10 protein-coding genes are annotated in these 23145 nt (G+C 75.5%); 6 read left to right on the forward strand and 4 right to left on the reverse strand.

The window, feature by feature from the left end; translation table 11 throughout:
* Positions 1 to 22: 22 nt before the first annotated feature.
* Positions 23 to 5476, reverse strand: coding sequence for a carboxyl transferase domain-containing protein (locus tag LPA42_RS30555; protein ID WP_077940396.1), 5454 nt, complete (start codon positions 5474 to 5476; stop codon positions 23 to 25).
* Between the two features lie 160 nt (positions 5477 to 5636).
* Positions 5637 to 8477, reverse strand: a complete 2841-nt coding sequence (locus LPA42_RS30560; RefSeq protein WP_077940397.1) for a condensation domain-containing protein — start codon at positions 8475 to 8477, stop codon at positions 5637 to 5639.
* Between the two features lie 144 nt (positions 8478 to 8621).
* Here LPA42_RS30560 and LPA42_RS30565 point away from each other — a divergent pair, with 144 nt between their 5' ends.
* From LPA42_RS30565 to LPA42_RS30580, 4 genes are read left to right on the forward strand one after another with little or no spacing between them, the layout of a single operon-like run.
* Positions 8622 to 14273, forward strand: coding sequence for a non-ribosomal peptide synthetase/MFS transporter (locus LPA42_RS30565; RefSeq protein ID WP_077940398.1), 5652 nt, complete (start codon positions 8622 to 8624; stop codon positions 14271 to 14273).
* Positions 14270 to 15763, forward strand: a complete 1494-nt coding sequence (locus LPA42_RS30570; protein WP_077940399.1) for a class I adenylate-forming enzyme family protein — start codon at positions 14270 to 14272, stop codon at positions 15761 to 15763. Before LPA42_RS30565 ends, LPA42_RS30570 begins: the two co-directional genes overlap by 4 nt.
* Before the next feature lie 19 nt (positions 15764 to 15782).
* A complete protein-coding gene (locus LPA42_RS30575; protein WP_077940400.1) occupies positions 15783 to 18893 on the forward strand; it encodes a non-ribosomal peptide synthetase in 3111 nt (1036 codons plus the stop codon).
* Positions 18893 to 19135, forward strand: coding sequence for an acyl carrier protein (locus LPA42_RS30580; RefSeq protein ID WP_077940401.1), 243 nt, complete (start codon positions 18893 to 18895; stop codon positions 19133 to 19135). The genes LPA42_RS30575 and LPA42_RS30580 overlap by 1 nt, the downstream gene beginning before the upstream one ends.
* A 55-nt stretch (positions 19136 to 19190) precedes the next feature.
* Here LPA42_RS30580 and LPA42_RS30585 read toward each other — a convergent pair whose 3' ends face one another.
* Positions 19191 to 19592 (reverse strand): hypothetical protein, encoded by a 402-nt coding sequence (locus LPA42_RS30585; protein ID WP_077940402.1) that lies wholly within the window; start codon positions 19590 to 19592, stop codon positions 19191 to 19193.
* 85 nt (positions 19593 to 19677) lie between these two features.
* Here LPA42_RS30585 and LPA42_RS30590 point away from each other — a divergent pair, with 85 nt between their 5' ends.
* Positions 19678 to 20298: an L-threonylcarbamoyladenylate synthase gene (locus LPA42_RS30590; RefSeq protein WP_043969213.1), complete on the forward strand. Its 621-nt coding sequence runs from the start codon at positions 19678 to 19680 to the stop codon at positions 20296 to 20298.
* Between the two features lie 104 nt (positions 20299 to 20402).
* The gene (locus LPA42_RS30595; RefSeq protein WP_077940403.1) at positions 20403 to 21953 is read left to right on the forward strand and encodes a WD40 repeat domain-containing protein; all 1551 of its coding nucleotides are present in this window, start codon (positions 20403 to 20405) and stop codon (positions 21951 to 21953) included.
* Between the two features lie 9 nt (positions 21954 to 21962).
* Here the strand turns inward: LPA42_RS30595 and LPA42_RS30600 are convergent, their stop codons facing one another.
* Complete coding sequence (locus tag LPA42_RS30600) at positions 21963 to 22751, reverse strand: neocarzinostatin apoprotein domain-containing protein (RefSeq protein ID WP_228987047.1); 789 nt, start codon at positions 22749 to 22751, stop codon at positions 21963 to 21965.
* Positions 22752 to 23145 lie beyond the last annotated feature (394 nt).

Consider the following 23145-nt stretch of genomic DNA (forward strand, 5'->3'; position numbering starts at 1 on the left):
CACCGGCCGGCCGGAGCTCGGCTCAGCGCAGACCGGACTCGATGGCCTCGATGATCCGGGGCCGCAGCTCGGCCGCGCGGATGACGGCGTCGACGGAGCCGACCTCGACCGCGCGCTGGATGTTGTGCACCCGGTCGAACTCGGCGGCGACCTCGCCCAGCTTCTCCGCCCGCACCGACGAGCGCAGCTCGTCCAGCTCGGCGGTCAGGGCGGCCCGCTCGGTGCCGGAGGCCGCCGCGACGCGGGCCTCCAGGTCCCGCACCCGCGGGTCGGCGGCGGTGCGGGCGTTGACGTCGCCGGAGAAGACCACTGCCGCGGCGGGCGCGCCGCCGAGCACCGACGCGAACGAGCCCTCCAGCGCCAGCACGGTCATGTTCGGGTTCAGCGCCTTGGAGAAGACGACGAACGCGCCGCCGTGGTAGCGGGAGATCACGCAGAACACGATCGGCCCGCGGAAGTTGACGATCGCCCGGCCGATCTCCGCGCCGTACTCCAGCTGGAGCTTGCGCATCGACTCCGGTGAGCCGTCGAAGCCGGACAGGTTCGCCAGCACCACGAGGGGCCGGTTGCCGCTGGCCGCGTTGATCGCCCGCGCGGCCTTCTTCGACGAGCGCGGGAACAGCGTGCCCGCCGTGTAGGTGTCCGGGCCGTCGGTGGGCGGGAAGCCGCGCCGGGGCACCGACCGCGACTCGATGCCGAGCAGGCACACCGGCATGCCGCCCAGGTGCACGTCCTGCACCACCGCGGTCTCCGCGTCGGCCATCCCCGCCCAGCGCTCCAGCACCGGGTGGTCCTGGTCGGACAGGGCCCGCATGACGCTGCGGATGTCGAACGGCTTCTTGCGGTCGGGGTTGGCCTGGGCGGAGAAGATCTCGCCGACCGTGGCGAAGTCGCTGCCCGCCATGACGTGCGGGAAGTCCGAGACGTCACGGTCGACCGGGTCGGTCGTGGTCGCCCGGCGCGGCCCGGACTCGCCGGGGGCGACGTACGTGTGGTCGTAGTGCGCCATCAGCACGTCCCGGGCGGCGGTCAGGTTCGGCGCCCAGTACTGCGCCTGCCCGTTCGGGCCCATCACCCGGTCGTAGCCGCCGATGCCGAAGTTGTCCTCCGCAGAGACGCCGCCGGAGAAGTCGAGCGACTGCTTGCCGGTGAGCACCATCGCCGAGTCCGGCGTCATCACCAGGACGCCCTTGGTGTGCATGAGCATCGTCGCCTCGGCGTTCCAGTACGGCTGCGCGCCGACGTTGATGCCCGCGACCACGATGTTGATCTCGCCGCCGTCCTGGGTGAACTCGACGATCCGCTTGAGCGCCGCGGCCACCCAGTCCATGTTCTCCGTGCCGGACTCCATGGAGATCCGCGCGCCGGAGGACAGCGCGTACCACTCCAGCGGGACCCGCATCGACTCGGCCAGGTCCAGCGCGGCGATCACCCGCCGGCACTCCGGCTCCGACAGCGCGCCGAGCGACTTCGTCGGGTCGCCGAGCAGCACGACCCGGGTGACACCCTCCGGGTAGCGCGTCGTGCGGGTGGTGACCACGCCCGCGACGAGCGCCGCGCGGTTGCGGCCCCGGGGCCGGTCGACCGGCACCAGCGCGTGCCGCTCGTCGAGGTCGTGCTCGACGAACTCGCCGAGCAGGCCGGTCAGCTCGTACGGGTAGACCGTGTTGCGGCTGGCCGCCCGCAGCACCTTCTGCCGGTAGTCGTCGAGCGGCTCGACCGGCTCGTCCGACGGCTCGCCGACGGTCAGCTCGGCGGCGCCGGTGGCGTCGAAGGAGACCCGCACGGCGATCTTGGTCAGCTCGCCGGTGACCCGGTCGCGCTGCCGCGCGATGAACAGGATCTCCTCCAGCCCGGCGCCGGCGGTCGTCGGCAGCACCCGCCCGGCGATCGTCTCCAGCTCGGCGCGGGTGATGTCGCTCGGCGGCCAGACGTAGACCACGATCCGGTTGGTGTTGACCCGCCTGTTCGACGGCCGCCGCGACTGCGCGCGCCGGATCGAGTCCAGGCAGGTGGCGACGGTGTCCTCGGCCGTCGGCAGCGACACCAGCCGGCCGTCGTGCTCGCGCAACTCGGTCAGGTCGCGCACCTGGGCGAACGCGACGAGGCGCTCGTCGGACGGGTTCTCCCGCGCCACGCACCGGAAGAGGTAGACCTCCTCGTCGGAGGACGGCAGCCGGGTGAGGTCGAACTTGCGCAGCCGCTCCAGCTGCATCCGCTGGGCGATGTACGGGTGCAGGAAGCGGACCAGCCGCTCCTCGGCCATCCCGGTGGTCGACGGGCGGAACGTGAAGTGGTGATGCATCACTGCGCCGCTGCGGCCGGCGACGGTGGCGGTGATCCGGCGGACCTGGGCGGGCAGCGGGTAGGCACCGATGACCTCGTGCAGCGCCGCCGCCATCGCGTCGGAGTCCTCCGGCTGCCGCTCCCAGGCGAGGTAGACGTCGGCGTCGACGGCCTCCTCGCCGCCGGCCAGCTCCGCCAGCCCGCGCAGCGCGTCGCCCAGCGCCTCGAACCGCACCGCGGCGGAGACCACCCGCGAGTCGGCCCGGTCGGCGACGACGAACGTGCAGCCGGCGACGGAGCTGGTGCGTACGCCGGTGAGGCCCTTGTTGCCGTAGTAGCGGCGGGTCAGCACCTCCAGCATCACCGCGTTGTCGAGGTGGTCGCGGACCAGCCGCTGGCCGAGCAGCCGCACCAGCGGCTCGGTGCTGCGGACCATCTCGGCGACGCGCTCGGCGCGGTCCGGCGCGTCGGGGTGGGCGTCGAGGTGACGCAGGTGCCGGCGCACGGCGGCGTAGACGCGGGCGCGGTTGCGGCGCAGCAGCGGCTGGCCCAGCCAGGCGAACACCACCCCGCGCGCGAGGTCGGCGACGACGGGGAAGCGGACCTGCGTGGCGGCCACCAGCCGCTCCAGCGCGAGGCCGGCGGGCTCGCGCAGCACGTCGTCCGGCGGGGGCTCGCGCAGCCACTCGCGCAGCAGCGTCGCGACGACCGTGGCGTCGGCGGCGGCGCGCTGCTGGGCGAGGAAGATCCGGAACACGGCGGCCTCGAGGGCGGGCGTGCGCTCCAGCTCGGTGACGCCGTAGTGCCCGAGGGCCTTGGCGAGCTTGGCCTGGAACGTCTCCGGCAGGCCGGCGCGCTCGACGTCGAGGCACTGCAGGTAGGTGTGGAAGTATTCGCGGGCGCTGAAGACGTGGCCGTCGCCGTCCTCGCCGGCCGGCCGGTTGCGGCTGAGCTCGGCGAGGTCGGCGAACACGTCGACGAGCCCGAACTCCTCGGCCAGCGGCCGGTAGCCCTCCTCGGCGGCGGCCCGGCGCGCGACCAGGTAGTCGTCGAGCACCCGGCGGTCGTCGTGCGGGTCGACGTCGAAGCCCAGCAGCAGGCTGCGCAGGTCCTCCTGGCCGCGCGTGGCGCGCTCGCGCGCCGGGATGGTCGCGGCGGCGGCGGGCAGGTCCAGCTCGACGGCCGGACCGGACGAGGTGTCCTCGGCGGCGTCGTCGTCGGCGAGGGGCTCCAGCCGCAGCAGCGGCGCGCCGGTCTCCACCTGGCTGCCGACGGAGACGGCGCACTCCTTGAGCCGCGCCCGGAACGGCGCGCGCAGCACCGTCTCCATCTTCATGCTCTCCAGCACGAGCACCGGCGCGCCCGCCTCGACCTCCGCGCCGACCTCCAGCGGCGTGGCGACGACCAGCGCGGGGGCGGGCGAGCGGACGACGCCGCCCTCGTCGCGGCTGACCCGGTGGGTCACCCCGTCGACCTCGACCAGGTGCACCGGCCCGTGGGTGCCGGTGAGCAGGCGGTAGCGCGTGCCGTTGACGGCGATCTGCCCGGTGTGCCGGTCGAAGCGGTCGAGCTCGACGTCGGCGGTGCGCACGCCGTCGCCGGCCTCGATGCCGACGCGGAACCGGTGCGCGCCGACGCGCGCCACCCGGACCCGGTAGCCGACGCCGCGCAGCTTCAGGTCCAGCGGCCGGCCGCTGGCGTGCTGCACCTGCGGGCGCCCGCCGAACGCCGTCGACAGCAGCCGCTGCCGCTCGGCGCGCTCCTCCTCCTCGTACGCCTCGATGGCGGCGGCGGCCAGGGCGACGGCGGAGTGCCGGTGCGTCACGAGCCGGCCCTCGCCCCGGACGCGGTCGATCCAGCCGGTGTCGGCGCTGGCGTCGATCACCTCGGGCTGGTCGAGCAGGTCGAGCACGAAGCTCTTGTTCGTCGCGCCACCCTCGATGATCACGGTGGTCTCCGCCATGGCGCGGCGCAGCCGGCCGAGCGCCTCGTGGCGGTCGCGGCCGTACGCGATGATCTTGGCGATCATGGAGTCGAAGTCGGCGGGAATGGTGTCGCCCGCGCTGACGCCGGTGTCGACCCGGATGCCGGGCCCGGCGGGCAGGTCGAGCCGGGCGATGCGGCCCGGGGAGGGGGCGAAGTCGCGGTCCGGGTCCTCGGCGTTGAGCCGGGCCTCGATGGCGTGCCCGCGCTCGACCGGCGGCGCGCCGTCGAGCCGGCCGCCGGAGGCCACGTGCAGCTGCGCCTTGACCAGGTCGAACCCGCAGGTCACCTCGGTGATCGGGTGCTCGACCTGCAGCCGGGTGTTGACCTCCAGGAACGCGAAGAGCCGGTCGCCGGGGTGGTAGAGGAACTCGACGGTGGCGGCGCCCCGGTAGCCGACCGCGACGGCGAGGCGCTCGGCCGACGCCTTGAGCTCGGCGGCCTGCTCAAGGCTGAGCACCGGCGAGGCCGACTCCTCGATGACCTTCTGGTTGCGCCGCTGCACGGAACAGTCGCGCACGCCCAGCGCCCACGCGGTGGCGCCGTCGGCGATCACCTGCACCTCGACGTGCCGGGCGCCGGTGACGAGGCGCTCCAGGAACACGACGCCGCTGCCGAACGCGCGCGCCGCCTCCTGGCTGGTGCGCTCGTAGGCGTCGGCCAGCTCGGCGGAGCTGGTGACCACCCGGATGCCACGCCCGCCGCCGCCCGCCGTGGCCTTGAGCATCAGCGGGTAGCCGATCCGCTCCGCGGCGGCCAGGGCGTCGTCGAGGGTCTCGACCGCGCCCCGGCTCCACGGCGCGACCGGCACGCCGACCTCCTCGGCGATCAGCTTCGCGCCGATCTTGTCGCCGAGCTTGCGCATGGCGTCCGCGCTCGGCCCGACGAAGGTGACGCCGACCCGCTCGCACAGCTCCGCGAACGCCGGGTCCTCCGCGACGAAGCCCCAGCCGACCCACGCGGCGTCGGCCCCGGTCTCCACCAGGGCGCGCTCCAGGGCCTTCAGGTCGAGGTACGGCCGCGCCGAGGCGGGGCCCAGGTCGTACGACAGGTCTGCCTCGCGGACGAAGGTGGCCGCGCGGTCGACGTCGGTGTGCAGGGCGACGGTCTCGATCCGTGTCCCGGTCTCGGCGGCCAGGTCCCGGACGGCGTGGATGAGCCGCATCGCGGCCTCTCCACGGTTGACGATGGCGACACGACTGAACACCGACCCAGCCCTCCTGTAGACCGACGACGGGCGCACGCGACACTGCGACCCCGGCAGTGTTCACCCTTCCGTCTACGGGGCGGCTGCGCCATGTCGCAGACAGCGCAGGCTGCGCGGCCGACGTTGTAGGAAACCACCAAAGACCGTTGGCCGCACACGCCTAACCAGGGCACTCGCCGGGCGGGGCGGCGGGCGGCGACCACGGCCACGGGACGTCCCGGAAGGCCGCCTCGACGAGCAGGGCCTCCACGGCGCGCAGGAACGCCTCGGCCCGCTGCGGCGGCAGGTAGCGGGTGTCCACGGTCACGGACAGCTCGACCGCGCCGGGGGCGTCGAGCACCTGGAGGCGGCAGCGCCAGCTGAACGCCTCCAGCTCCTCCACCCAGCGGAACGCGCTGCGCTCCGCCGCCGCCCGCAGCGTCGCCTCGTCGCAGCCGGCGGGGTCGACGCCGGCGTCGTGCGGCAGCCGGATGTCGTTGAGGTAGCAGAACGGGGCCAGGGCGGTGTGGTAGTCGAGGCCCCGCGCGGCGAACGCGCGTTCCAGCTCCCGGGGGTCGTAGTAGGCGTGCCGGTAGGCGTCCAGCGACGCCGTGCGGGCCCGGGTGAGCAGCTCGGCGAAGGCGGGCCGGTCGGCCAGGTCGATCCGGCAGAGCCCGATCTGGTTGAGCTTGCTGATCGCCCCGTCGTACTCGGGCTGGAAGCGGTTGTTGACCATCGTGAACACGCCGCAGACGTCGCCGCCGCCGTCGGCGGCGAGCACGGCGGCCGTGGCCGCGAGCAGGACCGTGGCGTCGCTGACCCCGTGCCGGGCGGCGACGATCCGCGCCGCGTGGCGCACGGCCGGCGAGACCAGCGATCCCCGGCGGTAGCGGGGGGTCAGGCCCGGGCCGACCGGGTCGAACAGGCCCACGGTGAGGTCGGGGAAGTGCCGCGTCCAGTACGCCACCGCCCGGTCGCCCCGGCGGCGTTCGCCGTCGCCCTCCCGCTCGGCGACGTCGAGCGACTGCGGGCCCGCCGGGGTGGGCACGGACCCCCGCAGCACGAGCATCCGCAGGTCGCGCAGCACCGTCTCGGCGGCGTGGAAGTCCACCGTGGAGTGGCTGAAGACCAGCACGACCTGGCGTACCCGGTCGTCGACGGTGACCACCGCGGCCCGCACCGGCCACTCGGCGGCGTGGTCGAAGCGGGGGTCGCCCAGCCGCGCGGCCAGCGCCGAGGCGGCGGCCCGGCCGTCCGGATCCGCCGCGGCCGACGCCACCGGGTGCACCAGCACGGGCAGCCGGCCCGCACCGGTGGCCGACTGGTACAGCTCGCCGTCGACCGAGCGGACCCGGGTGCGCAGCGACTCGTGCCGCCGCACCAGCGCCGCGACGGCCCGCACGGCCCGCGCCACGTCGACGTCGGCGCGCCGGGACACGGCCAGCGTGCGGCGCAGGTTGAGCACGCTGTGGCGCGGCGACTCGAACACCTCGACGGCCCGCCACATCGCCCGCTGGCCCCAGGTGAGCGGGCCGGTCGCGTCCCGGCCGCCGGTGAACTCCGCGTACGCCAGCTCCTCGTCGGCGGCGGCCGGGAGCACGGCGGGCGGCGGCACCGGCGGGGGTGCCGCCGGGACGGGCGACGGCCAGGGCACCTCGGCGAACGCGGCCTCCACCAGCAACTCCTCCAACTCGCGCAGGAACACCTCGACCGCGTCGAGGGCGACGTGCCGGGTGTCGGCGCTCAGGGTGAGCCCCACCCCGCCCGGGGTGTCGACCACGTGGGTCAACAGGTGCCAGGATGACCGGCTCAGCCCGGCCGTCCAGGAGAAGTCGCTGCGCGCCGCGGCGGCCCGCAGCTCGCCCCGGGTCGCCTCCGGCGCGGCGGCCGGGCCGCCGACGGGCAGCCGGACGTCGTTGAAATAGTAGTGGGGCAGGAATGCCGAGTCGTAGTCGCGGCCGCTCGCGGCGAAAGCCGCGCGCAGCGCGGCCGGATCGTAATAGGCGTGCCGCAGGCCGTTCAGCGACGCCTGCCACACGCGGGAGAGCACCTCCGCAAATGCCGGCCGGCCGGTCAGGTCGAGCACGCAGAATCCGATCTGGCCGAGGTTGGCCACGGCATTCGCGTAGCCGGCCGGGAACCGATTGTGCGCCATCGGGAAAGCGCCGCAGACCTCCCGGCCGGACCGGGCGGCGGCCAGGGCGCCCACCGCGGCCAGCAGCACCGCCGAGGTGCTGACCCGGTGCCGGGCGGCGATCATCCGGGATGCCACGTCGACGGCCGAGGAGACCAGCACGCCCCGGCGCAGCCGGGGGGTCAGGCCGGGGCCGCCGTCGGGCAGCGGTGCGGTCGGCAGCCGGTCGAACTCCCGCAGCCAGTACGCCACCGTCCGCGCGGAGCGCCGCACGTCGGCGGTGTGCTGGAGCCGGGCCACGTCCGCCGACTGGGGGCCGGGCGGGGTGTCGAGGCGACCGCGCAGCAGGAGCAGCCGCAGGTCCCGCAGCACCACCTCGGCGGCGTGGGCGTCCACCGTCGAGTGGCTGAACACCAGCACGACCTGGCGTACCCGGTCGTCCACGGTGACCACGGCGGCCCGCACCGGCCACTCGGCGGCGTGGTCGAACGCGACGTCGGCGAGCCGGTCGGCGGCGGCCCGGGCGGCGGCCGCGCCGTCGTCCACGCCGGGCACGACCAGCACCGGCAGGTGGCCGGTCGCGGCCTCCTGCTGGCGCGGCTCGCCGTCGACCACGCGGACCCGGGTGCGCAGCGAGGCGTGCCGGCCCACCAGCGCGCCGAGCGCCCGGACGGCGCGGTCGGGATCCGCACCGGCCCGCGCCGAGACCGGCACGACGCGGCGTAGGCTGAGGAACCGGTGGTTGGAGCCGTACCGGGCGTCCGCCCGCCACGTCACCTGCTGCGCCCAGGTCAGCGGGGCGGGCGGGGAGCCGACGCCACGGAACGGCGCGTGCAGCAGGGTCTCGGACGCCCACTCGGCGGGCACGACGGCATCGGCGAATCGCATTCCCGACCGTACGACGGGCGGTAGGGCGCGCCGGGTCGGTCGATCGGATTTTCCACAGTGGACCGATCAGACGACGCGATGCTCTGTTTGCAGCATGCAGACTACGTGCTCCTGACCGACCCTGGCGTGTGAGAAGGCTTCCGCGTGACCAATGTTGACGTACCGACGCGGGCCACATACACCCCGCCGAAAACGACGTTCCACCGTTCTGCGGAGAAACCGTCGCTGTCATTCGGCCAGGAGCGGATCTGGTTCACCGAACAGCTGACCCCCGGCACCGCCGCGTACCTCGTGTGGTCGACGACCCGGCTGCGCGGCCCCCTGGCGGTCGAGCTGCTGCGCGCGGCCCTCGACGGCGCCGCCGCCCGGCACGACAGCCTGCGCATGCGGTTCACCGAGAACGCCGACGGCGAACCCGTCGTGGAGGTGCTGCCCGAGGTGCGGGTGCCGGTCACCGTCACCGACGCGCCATCGCTGGCCGATGCCCGCGAGCAGGTGGCCGCCGCCCTGCGCACCCCGTTCGACCTCGACGCCGCTCCCCTGCTGCGGGCGCTGGTGATCCGCCTCGCCGACGACGACCACGTCCTGCACCTGGCCATGCACCACATCGTCAGCGACGGCTGGTCGCTGGACCTGCTGCTGGGCGAGGTGGCGGCCGGCTACGCCGCACTGCGCGACGGCGCTCCGCCGCCGGCGGCCCCCGGCACGCGGTACGTCGACTACGCCGCCTGGCAGCGCGACCGCCTCGACGGGCCGGCGAGCGGGGACGGGTTCGCGTACTGGACCGGTGCGCTGGCCGGGGTGCCCCCGCTGGAGCTGCCCACCGACCGGCCCCGCCCGGCCGTCCAGTCGTACGCGGGCGGCACCCACCGGTTCACCGTCGACGCCGACCTGACCGACGCGCTGCGCCGGTTGAGCCGCGCGCACCGGGCCACCCTCTACATGACGCTGCTCACCGGCCTGCAGGCGGTGCTGTTCCGCTACAGCGGCCAGCGGGACTTCGCCATCGGCTCCCCGGTGGCCGGGCGGGTGGTGCCGGAGCTGGAGAACCTGATCGGCCTGTTCGTCAACACCCTGGCGCTGCGCGCCGACCTCTCCCCGGCGGCGGGCCCGCCCGCCGCCGGGGCGGGCGCGGGTTCCCCGGCCAGCGACGCTCCCGCCGAGCCGAGCTTCGCCGCCCTGCTGCGGCGCACCCGGGGCACCGTCGTCCGCGCCCTGGCCCACCAGGAGATCCCCTTCGAGCGGCTGGTCCGGGAGCTGAACGTGCCCCGCGACGTCAGCCGCGCCCCGGTGTTCCAGGTGCTGTTCACGCTGCAGAACTACGCCCGCAGCGGCAGCCGGTGGCCGCAGGGACTGAGCAGCGAGAGCCTCGGCGCGGACGCCGCCACGGCCCGGTTCGACCTGTCGCTGTACGTCAGCGAGACCGCCGACGGGCTGCGCGGCATGTTCGTCTACAACAGCGACCTGTTCGACGCCGAGACGGTCGCCCGGCTGGCCGCGAGCCTCGACGCCCTGCTGCGCGCGGCGGTCGCCCGCCCGGACCTGCCCGTGGTCGACCTGGACCTGCTCGGCGACGCGGGGCGCGACCGGGTGCTGGCGCTGGCCCGGCCTGGGGGCGACGACCCGGAACCCGGCGGCGACCCGGCGCCCGGCGGCGGGCCCGGGGTCACCGGCGCGGCGGCCACCCTGGCCGACCTGGTCGCCCCGCACGCCGCCGCGACCCCCGACGCGCCGGCCGTGGTGTGCGGCGCCGACGCGATCACCTACCGGGAGCTGGACCGGCGCGCCAACCGGCTGGCGCACTGGCTACGCGGGCGCGGGGTCGGCCCCGACGTCCTGGTCGGGGTACTGCTGGAGCAGTCGGTGGAGCTGGCCGTGACGCTGCTGGGGGTGCTGCGGGCCGGCGGGGCGTACCTGCCGCTGGACCCGGAGCAGCCGCCGGCCCGGCTGGGCCTGATGCTCGCCGACGCCCGGCCCGCCGTGGTGCTGACCAGCGCCGAGCTGCGCGACCGGCTGCCGGTGGAGCCGACCGCGCCGCCCGGGGCCCACCCGGACGCCCCGGGCTGCGCGGTGGCCTGCCTGGCCGAGATCGCCGCCGAGGTCACCGCCCGGCCCGACACGCCCCCGGAGACCGGAGCCGGCGGCGACGACCTGGCGTACGTCATCTACACCTCCGGGTCCACCGGCGTCCCGAAGGGCGTGGCCGTCGCACACCGGCAGGTGCTGCGCTACCTCGACGGGGTGGCCGACCGGTTCGCCGTCGTCCCGGCCGCCCGGTACGCGCTGCTGCAGTCGATGTCGTTCGACTTCGCCGTCACCGTCTTCTACCTGGCGCTGGCCACCGGCGGAACGGTGCACCTGGTGCCGCGCCGCTGCACCGGCGCCGAACTGGCCGAGCAGCTGCGCGCGCACCGCATCGACTACCTGAAGATCACCCCGTCGCACCTCGCGGCGCTGGCCGCCGACGCCGAGCCCGGCGACCTGCTGCCCGCCCGCGCGCTGATCCTCGGCGGCGAGGCGTCCGACCTGGAGCGGATCGCCCCGCTCGCCGCCGCCGGCACGGCCCGGGTGTTCAACCACTACGGCCCCACCGAGGCCACGGTCGGCGTCGCCACCTACGAGGTGACCGCCGACGGTCCCGCCACCGGCCCGGTGCCGACCGGCCGGCCGCTGCCCCACGCCCGGGTGTACCTGCTCGACGAGCGGATGCGGCCGGTACCGGTGGGGGTGCCCGGCGAGCTGTACCTGGGCGGGGAGCGGCTGGCGCGCGGCTACCTCAACCGGCCCGGCCTGACCGCCGAGCGGTTCGTGCCCGACCCGTACGGGCCGCCGGGGGCCCGCCTGTACCGCACCGGTGACCTGGGCCGGTGGCGCGCCGACGGGCAGCTGATGTTCCTGGGCCGCCGCGACCACCAGGTGAAGATCCGCGGCTACCGGGTGGAACTCGGCGAGGTCGAGGCCGCGCTGCGCGACTGCCCCGGCGTGCACCAGGCGGCGGTGCTGCTGCGCGACGACCGCCTCGTCGCCTACCTGGAGCCGACGCCCGACGCGCAGGCCCTGGAGCCGGCGCGGCTGCGCCGCGCCCTGGCCGACCGGCTGCCCGAGCACATGGTGCCCGGCCGGTGGGTGGTGTTGGACCGGCTGCCGTTGCAGGAGCACGGCAAGGTGGACCGGCGGGCGCTGCCCGCGCCGAGCGACGAGGTCCCCGCCGGCGAACGGGTGCCGCCGGCCGGGCCGGTGGAGACGCTGGTCGCCGCGATCTGGCAGGCCGTGCTGGGGGTGGCCGAGGTCGGCGCGACCGACGACTTCTTCGACCTCGGCGGGCACTCGCTGCTGGCCACGCAGGTGGTGGCCCGGCTGCGCCGGGAGCTGCCCGCCGTGGCCGGCGGCGCGACGGGCACGGTCAGCGTGATGGACCTGTTCCGGCACCGGACCGTCCGCGAGCTGGCCGCCCTGGCCGCCGGGGGCGACACCGGGCCGGCGGGGCTGCTGCACGAGCTGACCCCGCCGGTGGCCGCCGCCGACCGCGTGGCCACGCTCGTCTGCGTCCCGTACGGCGGCGGCAGCGCCGTGGTCTACCAGCCGCTGGCCGACGCGCTGCCCGCCGGCTACCGGCTGCTGTCGGTGGCCATGCCGGGCCACGACATCGGCCTCGCCGACGACCCCGCGCCGATCGACCAGGTCGCCGCCGGGGTCGCCGAGGAGATCCTGGCCCGGGTGTCGGGCCCGCTGATCCTGTACGGGCACTGCGGCCCCGGCGGCGCACTCGCCGTGGAGGTGGCCCGGCTGTTGGAGGCGCGGGGGCGCGACCTCGACGCCGTGTACCTCGGCGCGGTGTTCCCGTTCGGCCGTCCCGCCGGTGGGCTGCTCGGTCCGCTGCTGCGGCTGCGGCTGGCCGAGCGGATCCGCAGCGACCGGATCTACCGCACCTGGTTGCAGGCGCAGGGCACCTCGGTCGGCTCGCTCGCCCCCGACGAGGTGGCGTTCCTGATCCGGGCGATGCGCCACGACGCCCGGGTCTCCGAGGAGTACTTCACCGAGCTGATGCATCGGCGGGTCACCCCGCTGCGCGCCCCGCTCATCTCGGTGGTCGGCGAGCGGGACCGCAGCACCGACTACCACGCCGAGCGGTTCCGGGAGTGGCACTTCCTCAGCGACCGCACCGCCCTCGCCGTGGTCGACGAGGCCGGGCACTACTTCCTGAAGTACCGGGCCGCCGAGCTGGCGGAGATCGTCACGACGGTGCACCGGCGGCTCGACGCGCCGGCCCCGCCAGCGCCCCCGGCCACCCCCGTGGTCGCGAGCGAGCCCGCGTGGCAGTTGGCCGGGATCTCCCGCCAGCCCGCCGGCCCGCCCGGGGCACCGCAGCCGTCGGGGCCGACGGCCGGCGCGGACGGCGCCCCGGAGCCGAGCATGCGCCGGTTCGGTCTGGTCGCCGCCGGTCAGGTGGTCTCCGGCATGGGCACCGCGCTGACCAACTTCGCGATCCCCCTGTGGATCTACCTGGAGACCGGGTCGCTGGCCCGGTTCGCCCTGTTCGCCGTGCTCGGCCTGCTGCCGGGGCTGCTGGTCGCGCCGCTGGCCGGGGCCGTGATCGACCGGACCAGCCGGCGGCGGGTGCTGCTGGCCGCCGGCCTCGCCGCCGGGGGCGCGAACGCGGTGCTGGCCGCCCTGGTGCTGACCGACCGGGCGCAGGTGTGGCACTTCTACCCGCTGGTCGCCTGGCTGTCGGTGGCGCTGGCGTTCCAACGCCTCGCGTTCGTCTCGGCGGTGCCGCAGCTGGTGCCCAAACGCTTCCTCGGTCACGCCAACGGCGTCACCCAGACGGCGATGGGGCTGACCCAGTTCACCGTCCCGCTGGTCGCGGTGGCCCTGCTCGACGCGGTCGGGCTGCGCGGCATCCTGCTCATCGACGTGGCGTCGTACGTGTTCGCGGTCGGGGTGCTGGGGCTCGTCAGGTTCCCCCGCACCCTGGCCCTGCAACGCCGCGAGGGCATCGGCGAGGAGATGGTCGCCGGCCTGCGGTACGCGCTGCGCCGCCGCGAGTTCCGGGCCATGCTGACGTTCTTCGCCGCCCTGAACCTGTTCCTGTTCCCGGCGCTGTACCTGCTCTCCCCGCTGGTGCTCGGCTTCGCCGACCTGGACCAGGTGGCGCGGATCGCGCTGACCGGCGGCGTCGGCGCGGCCGTCGGCGGCCTGGTGATGCTCCTCTGGGGCGGCCCGAGCCACCGCCGGATGCGGGCCGTGCTGCTGGGCACCCTCGGCATCGCGGCGGCCGCCGTGCTGACCGGGCTGCGGCCGGACCCGCTGGTGGTCGGCGCGGGCGCGTTCGGCATGTACCTGGCGCTGGGCGTCGTCAACGGCGTCTACAACACGATCATCCAGACGAAGGTGCCGCCGCGCTTCCACGGCCGGGTGTTCGCGCTCAACCAGATGATCGCCTGGTCGACGATGCCGCTGGGGTGGGGGCTCGTCGCCCCGTTCGCGGCGCGGGTCGCCGAGCCGCTGCTGCTGCCCGGCGGCGCGCTCGCCGGCACGGTCGGCGCGGTCATCGGCGTCGGCCCCGGCCGGGGCCACGGCCTGCTGTACGTCGTCTTCGGGGTGTGCATCGCGCTGACCGCCCTCGTCGCGCTGGCCACGCCGGTGCTGGCCCGGTTCGACGACGAGGTGCCCGACGCGCCGCCGGACGATCTGGTCGGCATCGCCGAACGCGAGGCCCGCGCCGCCGGGCACCCGGCCCGCGCCGCCGCCGACACGGGGCAGGCCCAGGGCACCACCCCGGGCGGGCCACGGTGACGGCGGCGCCGGCCGCCCGGACCGTCCCGGAGCTGCTGGCCTGGCGCACCGCCCTGCACCCCGACCGGGTCGCCGTCGAGGTGGCCGGGGTGCGGGCGCTGACCTTCGCGGAGTGGTCGGCCGACGCCGCGGCGGTCGCCGCCGGCCTGCACGGCCGGGGGGTGCGCCCCGGCGACCGGGTCGGGCTGGTGTTCGGCGCCCGCGACTGGACCGGCTTCGCGGTGGCGTACTGCGGGGTGCTGCGGGCCGGCGCGGTCGCGGTGCCGTTGTCGGACCGGCTCGCCGCCGGCCAGCTCGGCCACGCGTTGACCCACTGCGGGGCCGCCGCCGTCGTGCACGGCGACGCCACGGCCGCGCCGCCCGCCCCCGCCGGGCTGCCGGTGTGGCGGGCCGCCGACCTGGCCGCCGGCCCCGCCGACGCGGCCGACCCCCCGCCGGTACGCCCCGGCGACCTCGCGCAGATCCTCTACACCTCCGGCACCACCGGGCGCCCGAAGGGCGTCGCCGCCAGCCACGCCAACCTGACCACCGGCGCGCCGACCCACCCGCGCCGGCTGGCGCTGGCCCACTCAGAGCGGTTCCTGCACGCGTTCGCCATCGGCACCAACGCCGGGCAGACGATGCTGTTCAACGCGCTGACCGCGAAGGCCGGGGCGCTCACCCTGCCCGCGTTCACGCCGGTCCGGTTCGCCCGGCTGGTGCAGACCCCGGGCACGGGGACGCTGTTCGTCGTCCCGTCGATGGCCATCGAGCTGCTCGACTCGGGGGCGCTGCGCGGCCGGGACTGCTCCGGCGTACACCTGATCGGGTCGACCGCGGCGGCGCTGCCGCCGGCCGTGGCGGCCCGGCTCGCCGCGGCCTTTCCCGAGGCGACCATCGTCAACTACTACACCTCCACCGAGGCGGCCCCCGCCCAGACCACGATGATCTGGGATCCGGCGCGCCGGGACGCGGTGGGCCGCCCGGTCGGCGGGCAGCTGCGCGTCGCCGACGCCGACGGCAACCCGCTGCCGCCCGGCACCACCGGCGACGTGTGGCTGCGCGCGCCGTACCCCCGCGCCTACTACCGCGACGACGCCGCCAACCGGGCCACCTTCCGCGACGGGTGGGTGCGGATGGGCGACGTCGGGCGCATCGACGCCGACGGCTACCTCTACCTCACCGACCGGCACCAGGACGTCATCAAGTCCGGCGCGTTCAAGGTCTCCAGCCTGGAGGTCGAGGCGGCGCTGCACGAGCACCCCCTCGTCGCCGAGGCGGCCGTCGTCGGCGTGCCGCACCCGGTGCTCGGCTCGGCCGTCGCCGCCGCCGTGGTGGCCCGGCCGCACGCCGACGCCGCCGGGCTGACCCTGCCGGCGCTGCGCGCCTTCCTCGCCGACCGGCTCGCCGACTACCAGCTTCCCGCCCGGCTGCTGCTGCTCGCCGAACTGCCCCGCAACGAGGGCGGCAAGGTGCTCAAGCGGCAGCTCACCGGCCTGTTCGACAACTGATCCACCCCGAAAACGATCCATGGGAGAGCATGTGGGCACCGCCGAGGCGACATACGCGCAGCACGCCGTCTGGTTCACCGAGCAGGCCGGGGTCGCCGGCACGGCGTACCACATGGCGCTCGGCGTCCGGTTCGCCGCCGACCTGGACCGCCGGGCCCTGGTCGAGGCGTGCGCCGCCGTGGCCGACCGGCACCCCGTGCTCGGCGCCCGGGTCGTCACCGACGCCGACGGCACGCCGGGGCTGGCCCCCGCCGACGGGCGGGCCTCGATGACCTTCGGCGAGTGGACCGACGCCCGGGTCGCCGAGGAACTGGCCCGCCCGCACGACCTGCGGGTCGGCCCGCTGGCCCGGTTCACGCTGCTGACCGCCGCCGACGGCCGGCACCTGCTGCTGGTCTGCGTCCACCACCTCGCCTTCGACGGGATGTCGAAGGACGTGCTGGCCCGCGACCTGGCCGACGCGTACGCCGCCGCGCTCGCCGGGACGGCGGCGCAGGCCACGCCCCCCGCGGACGGGTACGCCGGGGACGCGGCGGCCGAGCGGGACCGCGTCGCCGTCGACCTGCCGGCCGCCCGCGAGTTCTGGGCGCAGGCCCGGCCCGACGCCGCCGACGTGGTCCTGCCGGGCCTGCGCCGGGTGCCCACCGGCGCGGAGCCGGGCGCCGTCGTGGCCGTGGCGCTGCCCGCCGACCTGGTCGACGGCGTGGGCCGGGTCGCCGGCAGCCTCGGGGTGACCCGGTTCGAGCTGCTGCTCGCCGCCGTGCACGCCCTGCTGCACCGCTACGGCAACCGGGGCGTGCCCGTCGGCGTCACGCTGTCCACCCGCGCGCCGGAGCAGGCCGACCGGGTCGGGCTGTTCGTCAACGAGCTGCCCGTCACCGCCGACGACCCCGCCGCCGGCTCGTTCGCCGAGCACGCCCGCGCCGTGCGGGCCCGACTGCGCGAGGTGTACCGGTTCCGGCACGTGCCGCTGGCCCACGCCGTGTCGGGGCTGCGCCCCGCGCCCGCGCTCACGGCCGTGTCGGTCGGCTACCGCCGGCGCGGCGACGACCCCGCGTTCGCCGGGGTGGACTCCGAGGTGGAGTGGACCCTGTTCGGCGGCGCGGCCCGCAACGCGCTGCACGTGCAGGTCGTGGACGGCCCCACCGGCGTCGACGTCGGCCTCCAGCACAGCCCGGCCGCCATCGACACCGACGCGGTCGAGCGCATCGGCGGCCACCTGCGCACGCTGCTCGCCGCCGTCGTGGCCGACCCGCAGCGGCCGGTCGCCGACCTGCCGGTGCTGCCCGCCGACGAGCGGGAGCAGGTCGTCCGGGACGGCACCGGCCCCGCGCGGGCGTACCCGGACGTCACCGTGCCCGAGCTGTTCGCCGCCCGGGTCGCCGCCGACCCGGACGCGGTGGCCGTCGTCGACGGCGACGTGCGGCTCGGCTACGCCCGGCTCGACGCCGCCGCCGGCCGGCTCGCGGCGCTGCTGCGCGGCCGGGGCGTCGGCCCGGGTTCGCTGGTCGCGGTGGCGCTGGACCGCTCCTGGCGGACGGTGGTGACGATGCTGGCGGTGCTGCGCTGCCGGGCGGCGTACCTGCCCGTCGACCCGGGCCATCCCCCGGCGCGGCAGCGGCTCGTGCTCGCCGACGCCGCCCCGACGCTGGTGGTCACCGCCGCCGCGCCGGACGCCGGCCCCGACGCCGGGCCGCCGGTGCTCGCCCTCGACGAGGTCGACCTGCTCGGCGGCGGGCACACCGACGTCGACGCCGACGTCCCGACGGCCGCGGACCTCGCGTACGTGCTCTACACCTCCGGCTCGACCGGCCGGCCCAAGGGCGTGGCGGTCGGCCACGGCGCGCTGACCAACCTGCTGCTGGGCATGCGGGACCTGTTGGACGCCGGGCCCGCGCACCGCTGGCTGCACCTGACCTCGCCGTCGTTCGACATCTCCGCCGTGGAGGTGTTCCTGCCGCTGGTCACCGGCGGCCGGGTGGTCGTCGCCTCGGGGGTCAGCGCCCTCGACGGCGCGGCCGTGCTGCGGCTGGTCCGCGACGCCGGGGTGACCCACGCCCAGGCCACCCCGTCGGGCTGGCGGGTGCTGCTGGCGGCGGGCCTCGGCGCGGCCGAAACCGCCGACGCGGCGGGTGCGGCCGGGTCGCTGGTGGCGGTCGCCGGCGGGGAGGCCCTGCCGGTCGCCCTCGCCCGCGAGCTGCGGGCCCGCACCGCCCGGCTCGTCAACGGGTACGGCCCGACCGAGGCGACCGTCTACGCCACCGTCGAGGACGTCCCCGCCGACCCGGACACGGTGACCATCGGTCGGCCGCTGCCGAACGTGCGGGCGTACGTGCTGGACGCCGCGCTGCGGCCGGTGCCCGTCGGGGTGCCCGGCGAGCTGTACCTGGCCGGGGCGGGGCTCGCCGTCGGCTACCGGGGGCGCGACGACCTGACCGCCGAACGGTTCGTGCCGGACCCGTTCGGCGCGGCCGACGGGCGGCTGTACCGCACCGGGGACCGCTGCCGGTGGCTGCCGGACGGCCGCCTCGACTTCCTCGGCCGCGCCGACGACCAGGTGAAGGTCCGGGGGCACCGGCTCGAACTGGGCGAGGTCACCGCCCGCCTGCTGGAGCACCCGGGGGTGGCCGAGGCTACCGCGACGCTGCACGCCGACGCCGACGGCGAGGCCCGCCTCGTCGCGTACGCCGTGCCCCGCGCCGGCTCGGCCGTCGACGCCGCGGAGCTGCGGCGGCACCTGGCGCTCAGCCTCCCGGCGGCGGTCCTGCCCACCGACTGGGTGCTGCTGGACGGGCTGCCCGTCGGCCCGAACGGCAAGGTCGACCGCGCCGCGCTGCCCGCGCCGACGCGCCGCGACGCCCCCGAGGAGGCGGCGCCCCCCGCGCCGGAGACCGACGCCGACCCGGTGGTGCAGGCGCTGCGCGAGATCTGGCAGGACGTGTTGAAGATCCCCGACATCGGGCTGCACGAGGACCTGTTCGACCTGGGCGGGCACTCGCTGACCATCACCCGGATCAGCGGACGGATCCAGCAGCGGCTCGGCGTCGAGGTGCCGCTCGACGCCTTCTTCGACACCCCCACGATCGCGGAGATCGCCGAGATCGTCCGACAGTCCCGAGAGGAACTCTGATGGGCACCACCGACCCGCGTACGCGGATCGCCGCACTGGTCAGCGAGGCCACCGGGGGCGAGGTGTCCGCCGTCGACGTGCTCGGCGGCGGCTCGCTGATGGCCCTCGGCGTGGACTCCCTCGGCCTGCTGCGCCTCGTCGACGCCCTCGAACTGGAGTACGGCGTCGAGGTGGAGCTGACCGCGCCCGGCCAGCGGCTGGACACGGTCGACGACCTGGTGGCGATCGTCGCGCGGGGCTGACCGTCGGGTGGCGGTGGCGCCCCCCGGGCCGCGCCACCGCCACCCCGGTCGGGCGTCACCGCAGCCGGCGACGCCCGCTCAACCACTCCCGCGCGGGCCGCGTGTTGAGCGACCAGAGCACCCAGGCGAGCAGCCCCAGCCCGACGATCGTGATCGCACCGAAGAGGCCGAGCGAGGCCGCGGCGAACAGCCCGGACAGCGCGTACGCCGGGTAGGCCGCCCACGGCCGGCGGGCCGCCAGGGTGCCCGCCACCAGCGCGCAGGCCGCCGCCATGGTGGCGAAGAACACCGCGGCGCCGAGCGAGCCGTCCTCGACCAGCAGCCGGTGCACCGTCGCCAGGGCGAACAGCAGCGTCAGGACCGCGAAGACGAGCACGGTGACCCGCACGGGGCCGGGCATCGGCGGGGCACCCAGCAGGTCCCCGTATCCGCCCCCACGGAACGATCGAACGGCCATGGGACAACGATGACCGTCTACTTTTACGTCTCTTGAACACTGTCAGGAAGACGACAGGTCGGGGCGGGGGCCTAAGCTTCCCGCCATGGCGAAGTACCTCGACGTGCACCCGGACAACCCGCAGCCCCGCACCATCGGCCAGGTGGCCGACCTCATCCGCCGGGACGGGCTGATCGCCTACCCCACGGACTCCTGCTTCGCCCTGGGCTGCCGGCTCGGCAACAAGGACGGCATGGACCGGATCCGGGAGATCCGCCACCTCGACAGCGGCCACCACTTCACCCTGGTCTGCCGCGACTTCGCGCAGCTCGGCCAGTTCGTGCACCTCGGCAACGCCGTCTTCCGGGCCGTCAAGGCGGCCACCCCCGGCAGCTACACCTTCATCCTGCCCGCCACGAAGGAGGTGCCGCGCCGGCTGCTGCACCCGAAGAAGAAGACCGTCGGCGTCCGCATCCCCGCGCACACCGTCGCCCAGGCCCTGCTCACCGAGCTGGGCGAGCCGCTGCTGTCGAGCACCCTGCTGCTGCCCGGCGACGACGAGCCGATGACCCAGGGCTGGGAGATCAAGGAACGCCTCGACCACGCCATCGACGCGGTCGTCGACTCCGGCGACTGCGGCACCGAGCCCACCACCGTGGTGGACTTCTCCGACGGGGACCCCGAGATCGTGCGCGTCGGCGCGGGAGACCCGTCCCGCTTCGCCTAGCCCGGCCCCCCACCGGCGTGGCGTCCACTTGACACAATCGGACCCGCATTCGCTCGACATCATCGATCCCGGCCGCGCCGGGCCGGGCACTGCGAGGTCATCCGATGGTACGACTCCTCCTGACCGTCGTCGCGACGCTGCTCCTGCTGGTCGTGGTGCGGTGGTCACAACCGGACGCCCTGCGGGTCGACGGGTTCTGGTCGCTGGCGGCGGTCGCGCTCGTGACGGCGGCCGGGGCGGCCCTGACCCTGCGGCTGTCCCGGGTGCTGTTCACGCGGCTGGCACCGTGGGTGCGCGGGGTGCTCTCCACCGCCGTCGCGTTCGCCCTGGTGGCCTCGTTCACCGGCGACTTCGGTCCCGTCGTCATCGTGGGCGCGGTGCTGCTGGCGCTGTCGCTGCTGTTCTCGTTGCTGCGGGGCGGCACGCTCCGCGCGGAGCCGTTCCCGCCGGACATGCTCGCCGTGGGCCGCCTCGCGGGGCGGTTCGCGGTGCCCGCGCTCTGGTATCTCGCCGCCGTCGCCGTGGTGCCGGGGGTGCAGTCGGCGCAGCGCTGGCCGGGCGCGCTGCTGGGCGGCATCGTCGCGGGCGGCACCCTCGTCACCGGCGCCGTGCTGGCGTTCACCCGGCCCTGGCACGCCGCCGTGACGCCGGTGACGGTGGACGGCGCCGTCAGGGCCGCGTACGGCGGGCTCGGGCACCTCGTCGGGATCGGTGACCCGCACACCGGCGCGGACCTGCGGGTGATGGGCTCCTCCGGCGTGCTCCTCGACCTCGCGGGCTTTCTGCCGGACCCGACGCCCGACGCGGTGCGTCGGCAGGCCGGCCGGCTCACCCCCGGCCTGGTGCGGGCGCTCTGCGCGGTCGAGACGCCGCAGCGCACGCTGCTCGCCTCCGCCGGCTACGGCGAGGCCGTGCACCTGTGGGACCCGGCGACCGGGAAGGCGGTGCGCGCCCTCGCCGGCCACCTGGCCCCCGTGAACGCCCTGTGCGTCGTGCCGGTCGACGGGACGGTCCTGCTCGCCTCCGGCGGCGGCGAGCGAGGGGTCCGGATCTGGGACCCCGAGGCCGGTCGGCAGGTCAGGACGATCGGGCACGGAGTGCGAGCGGGCGTCCAGGCGCTGTGCACCGTCGCCCGCGACGACGGGGGCAGGGCCCTCCTCGCCGCCGCGTACACCGACGGCGGGATCCGGGTGTGGGACCCGGTCGACGGACGGCCGATCCTCCAGATCGCCGCCCACTCCAGCAGCGTCAACGCCCTCTGCACCGGCACCGTGGACGGCGCGGGCTGGCTCGCCTCGGCCGCCAACGACGGCACCGTACGCCTGTGGGACCTCGTCACCGGCAAGGCGCTCGGTTCCTTCGACGACAGCTCACCCCGGTACGCGCTCTGCCCCGTGGAGTTGGACGGGGAGGTCCTCGTCGCGGCGGCCGGCGACGGCGTGGGCATCTCGCTGTTCGATCCGGCGACGAGGACGCGCCGGGGTTCCCTGGGCACGGGGCCCGTGCTGCAGATGCTGCTGAACCCGAGACCGACGGGCTGGATCCGGTCCATGTGCCAGGTCGGCAGCGGCGACGACGCGTTCCTGATGTTCGCCGGGTACGACCGCGCAGTCGGCCAGATCCGCCTCCGCCCGGCGCTACAGGCCCTGGCCTGACCTTCGACGCTAGGCGACCGGGGCGAAGCCGAGGTAGGCGCTGTGTGGGCCGGACCAGCCGGAGCCGAACGAGCCGTCGGGCTTTCCCTGCGCGTCGTACACCACCACGTGCAGCTCGCACGTCGTCATGTAGTCATCCGGCGCGCAGTTGGGCCAGTACTGGACGTTCACGGATGCCGTGAACGTGTCGTCCTCGGTGAGCGGCACCGTGGCCAGCGGTGTGTCGCCATAGCAGCCGCTGTCCTGGATGATGTCGTAGCACGCGGTCTGAATGATGGTCACGTGCCGGCTGGGTGAGCCCTTCGCGGTGCCGGTGACCTCCACCAGTTGCCCGTCGACCAGGCCACTGTGCGGGGTCGCGGTGATCGTGGCCGGGTCGCCGGTGAACTCCAGGGGCGCGGTGGCGACCGACTGCCAATCATCGTCGACGACCCATTCGACGAAGAATCGGCAGATGTCCGCGCGGCAGTAGACCGGCTCGTCGTCACCGTAGGGGCGGCTGCGGTAGACCCTGGTGCTGGCGCTCACCTGCTCGGAGATCCGCCCCAGCCGGCTGGTGGTCGTCGTGTGCACGACCGCGCAGCCGAGGCGGCTGCCGTCGTAGTCGTAGGTTTCCTTGTCGCACTGGACGATGGAGACCTCGGTCCTCTTGGGCAGGCCGGTCGCCGTGACCCTGACGACCGACGAGGCCGACAACCCGGTCGACGGGCGCGCCGTGACCGACGGCGCGCGGTCGAGCTGGGCCGACGCCGCAGGGGCGGACGGGCTCACGGCCACCACGCCCACCGCCAGGACCACTGCGGACAACCATGACCGGAACCTCATGCGGCGCCCCTTTCACAACAAGTCGGCTATCGACACTCGTCGTTGCAAAATCGACCCTAGTCGAGGAGAGTCCCGGAGACGGGACCGGCCGCTGTCGGCTGTCAGACAGCGCCGCACCGCGGCTCGCCGCCCTGGACGCGACGCCCGCCAGCACCTCCGGTGATCAAGAGGAAAGTGTCAGAGTAGATCTTCAGTCCGACGCTTTTCTCTTGATGACCGGAGGCTTTCGCAGCCGGGGCTGGACGCGTTTCAGGGCCACCCCGGTTGGGGTGGCCCTGAAACGAAAGAATGTCCGGCGGTGTCCTACTCTCCCACACCCTCCCGAGTGCAGTACCATCGGCGCTGGAGGGCTTAGCTTCCGGGTTCG

The sequence above is a fragment of the Micromonospora sp. DH13 genome, from assembly GCF_020873825.1.
GTDB lineage: Bacteria > Actinomycetota > Actinomycetes > Mycobacteriales > Micromonosporaceae > Micromonospora > Micromonospora haikouensis.

What these genes read in the sequence shown, in the direction of transcription:
- LPA42_RS30560 (WP_077940397.1), bottom strand. Translation starts at nt 8,477, where the DNA reads ATGCGATTCGCCGATGCCGTCGTGCCCGCCGAGTGGGCGTCCGAGACC.
- LPA42_RS30590 (WP_043969213.1), top strand. Translation starts at nt 19,678, where the DNA reads ATGGCGAAGTACCTCGACGTGCACCCGGACAACCCGCAGCCCCGCACC.
- LPA42_RS30595 (WP_077940403.1), top strand. Translation starts at nt 20,403, where the DNA reads ATGGTACGACTCCTCCTGACCGTCGTCGCGACGCTGCTCCTGCTGGTC.
- LPA42_RS30585 (WP_077940402.1), bottom strand. Translation starts at nt 19,592, where the DNA reads ATGGCCGTTCGATCGTTCCGTGGGGGCGGATACGGGGACCTGCTGGGT.
- LPA42_RS30575 (WP_077940400.1), top strand. Translation starts at nt 15,783, where the DNA reads ATGGGAGAGCATGTGGGCACCGCCGAGGCGACATACGCGCAGCACGCC.
- LPA42_RS30580 (WP_077940401.1), top strand. Translation starts at nt 18,893, where the DNA reads ATGGGCACCACCGACCCGCGTACGCGGATCGCCGCACTGGTCAGCGAG.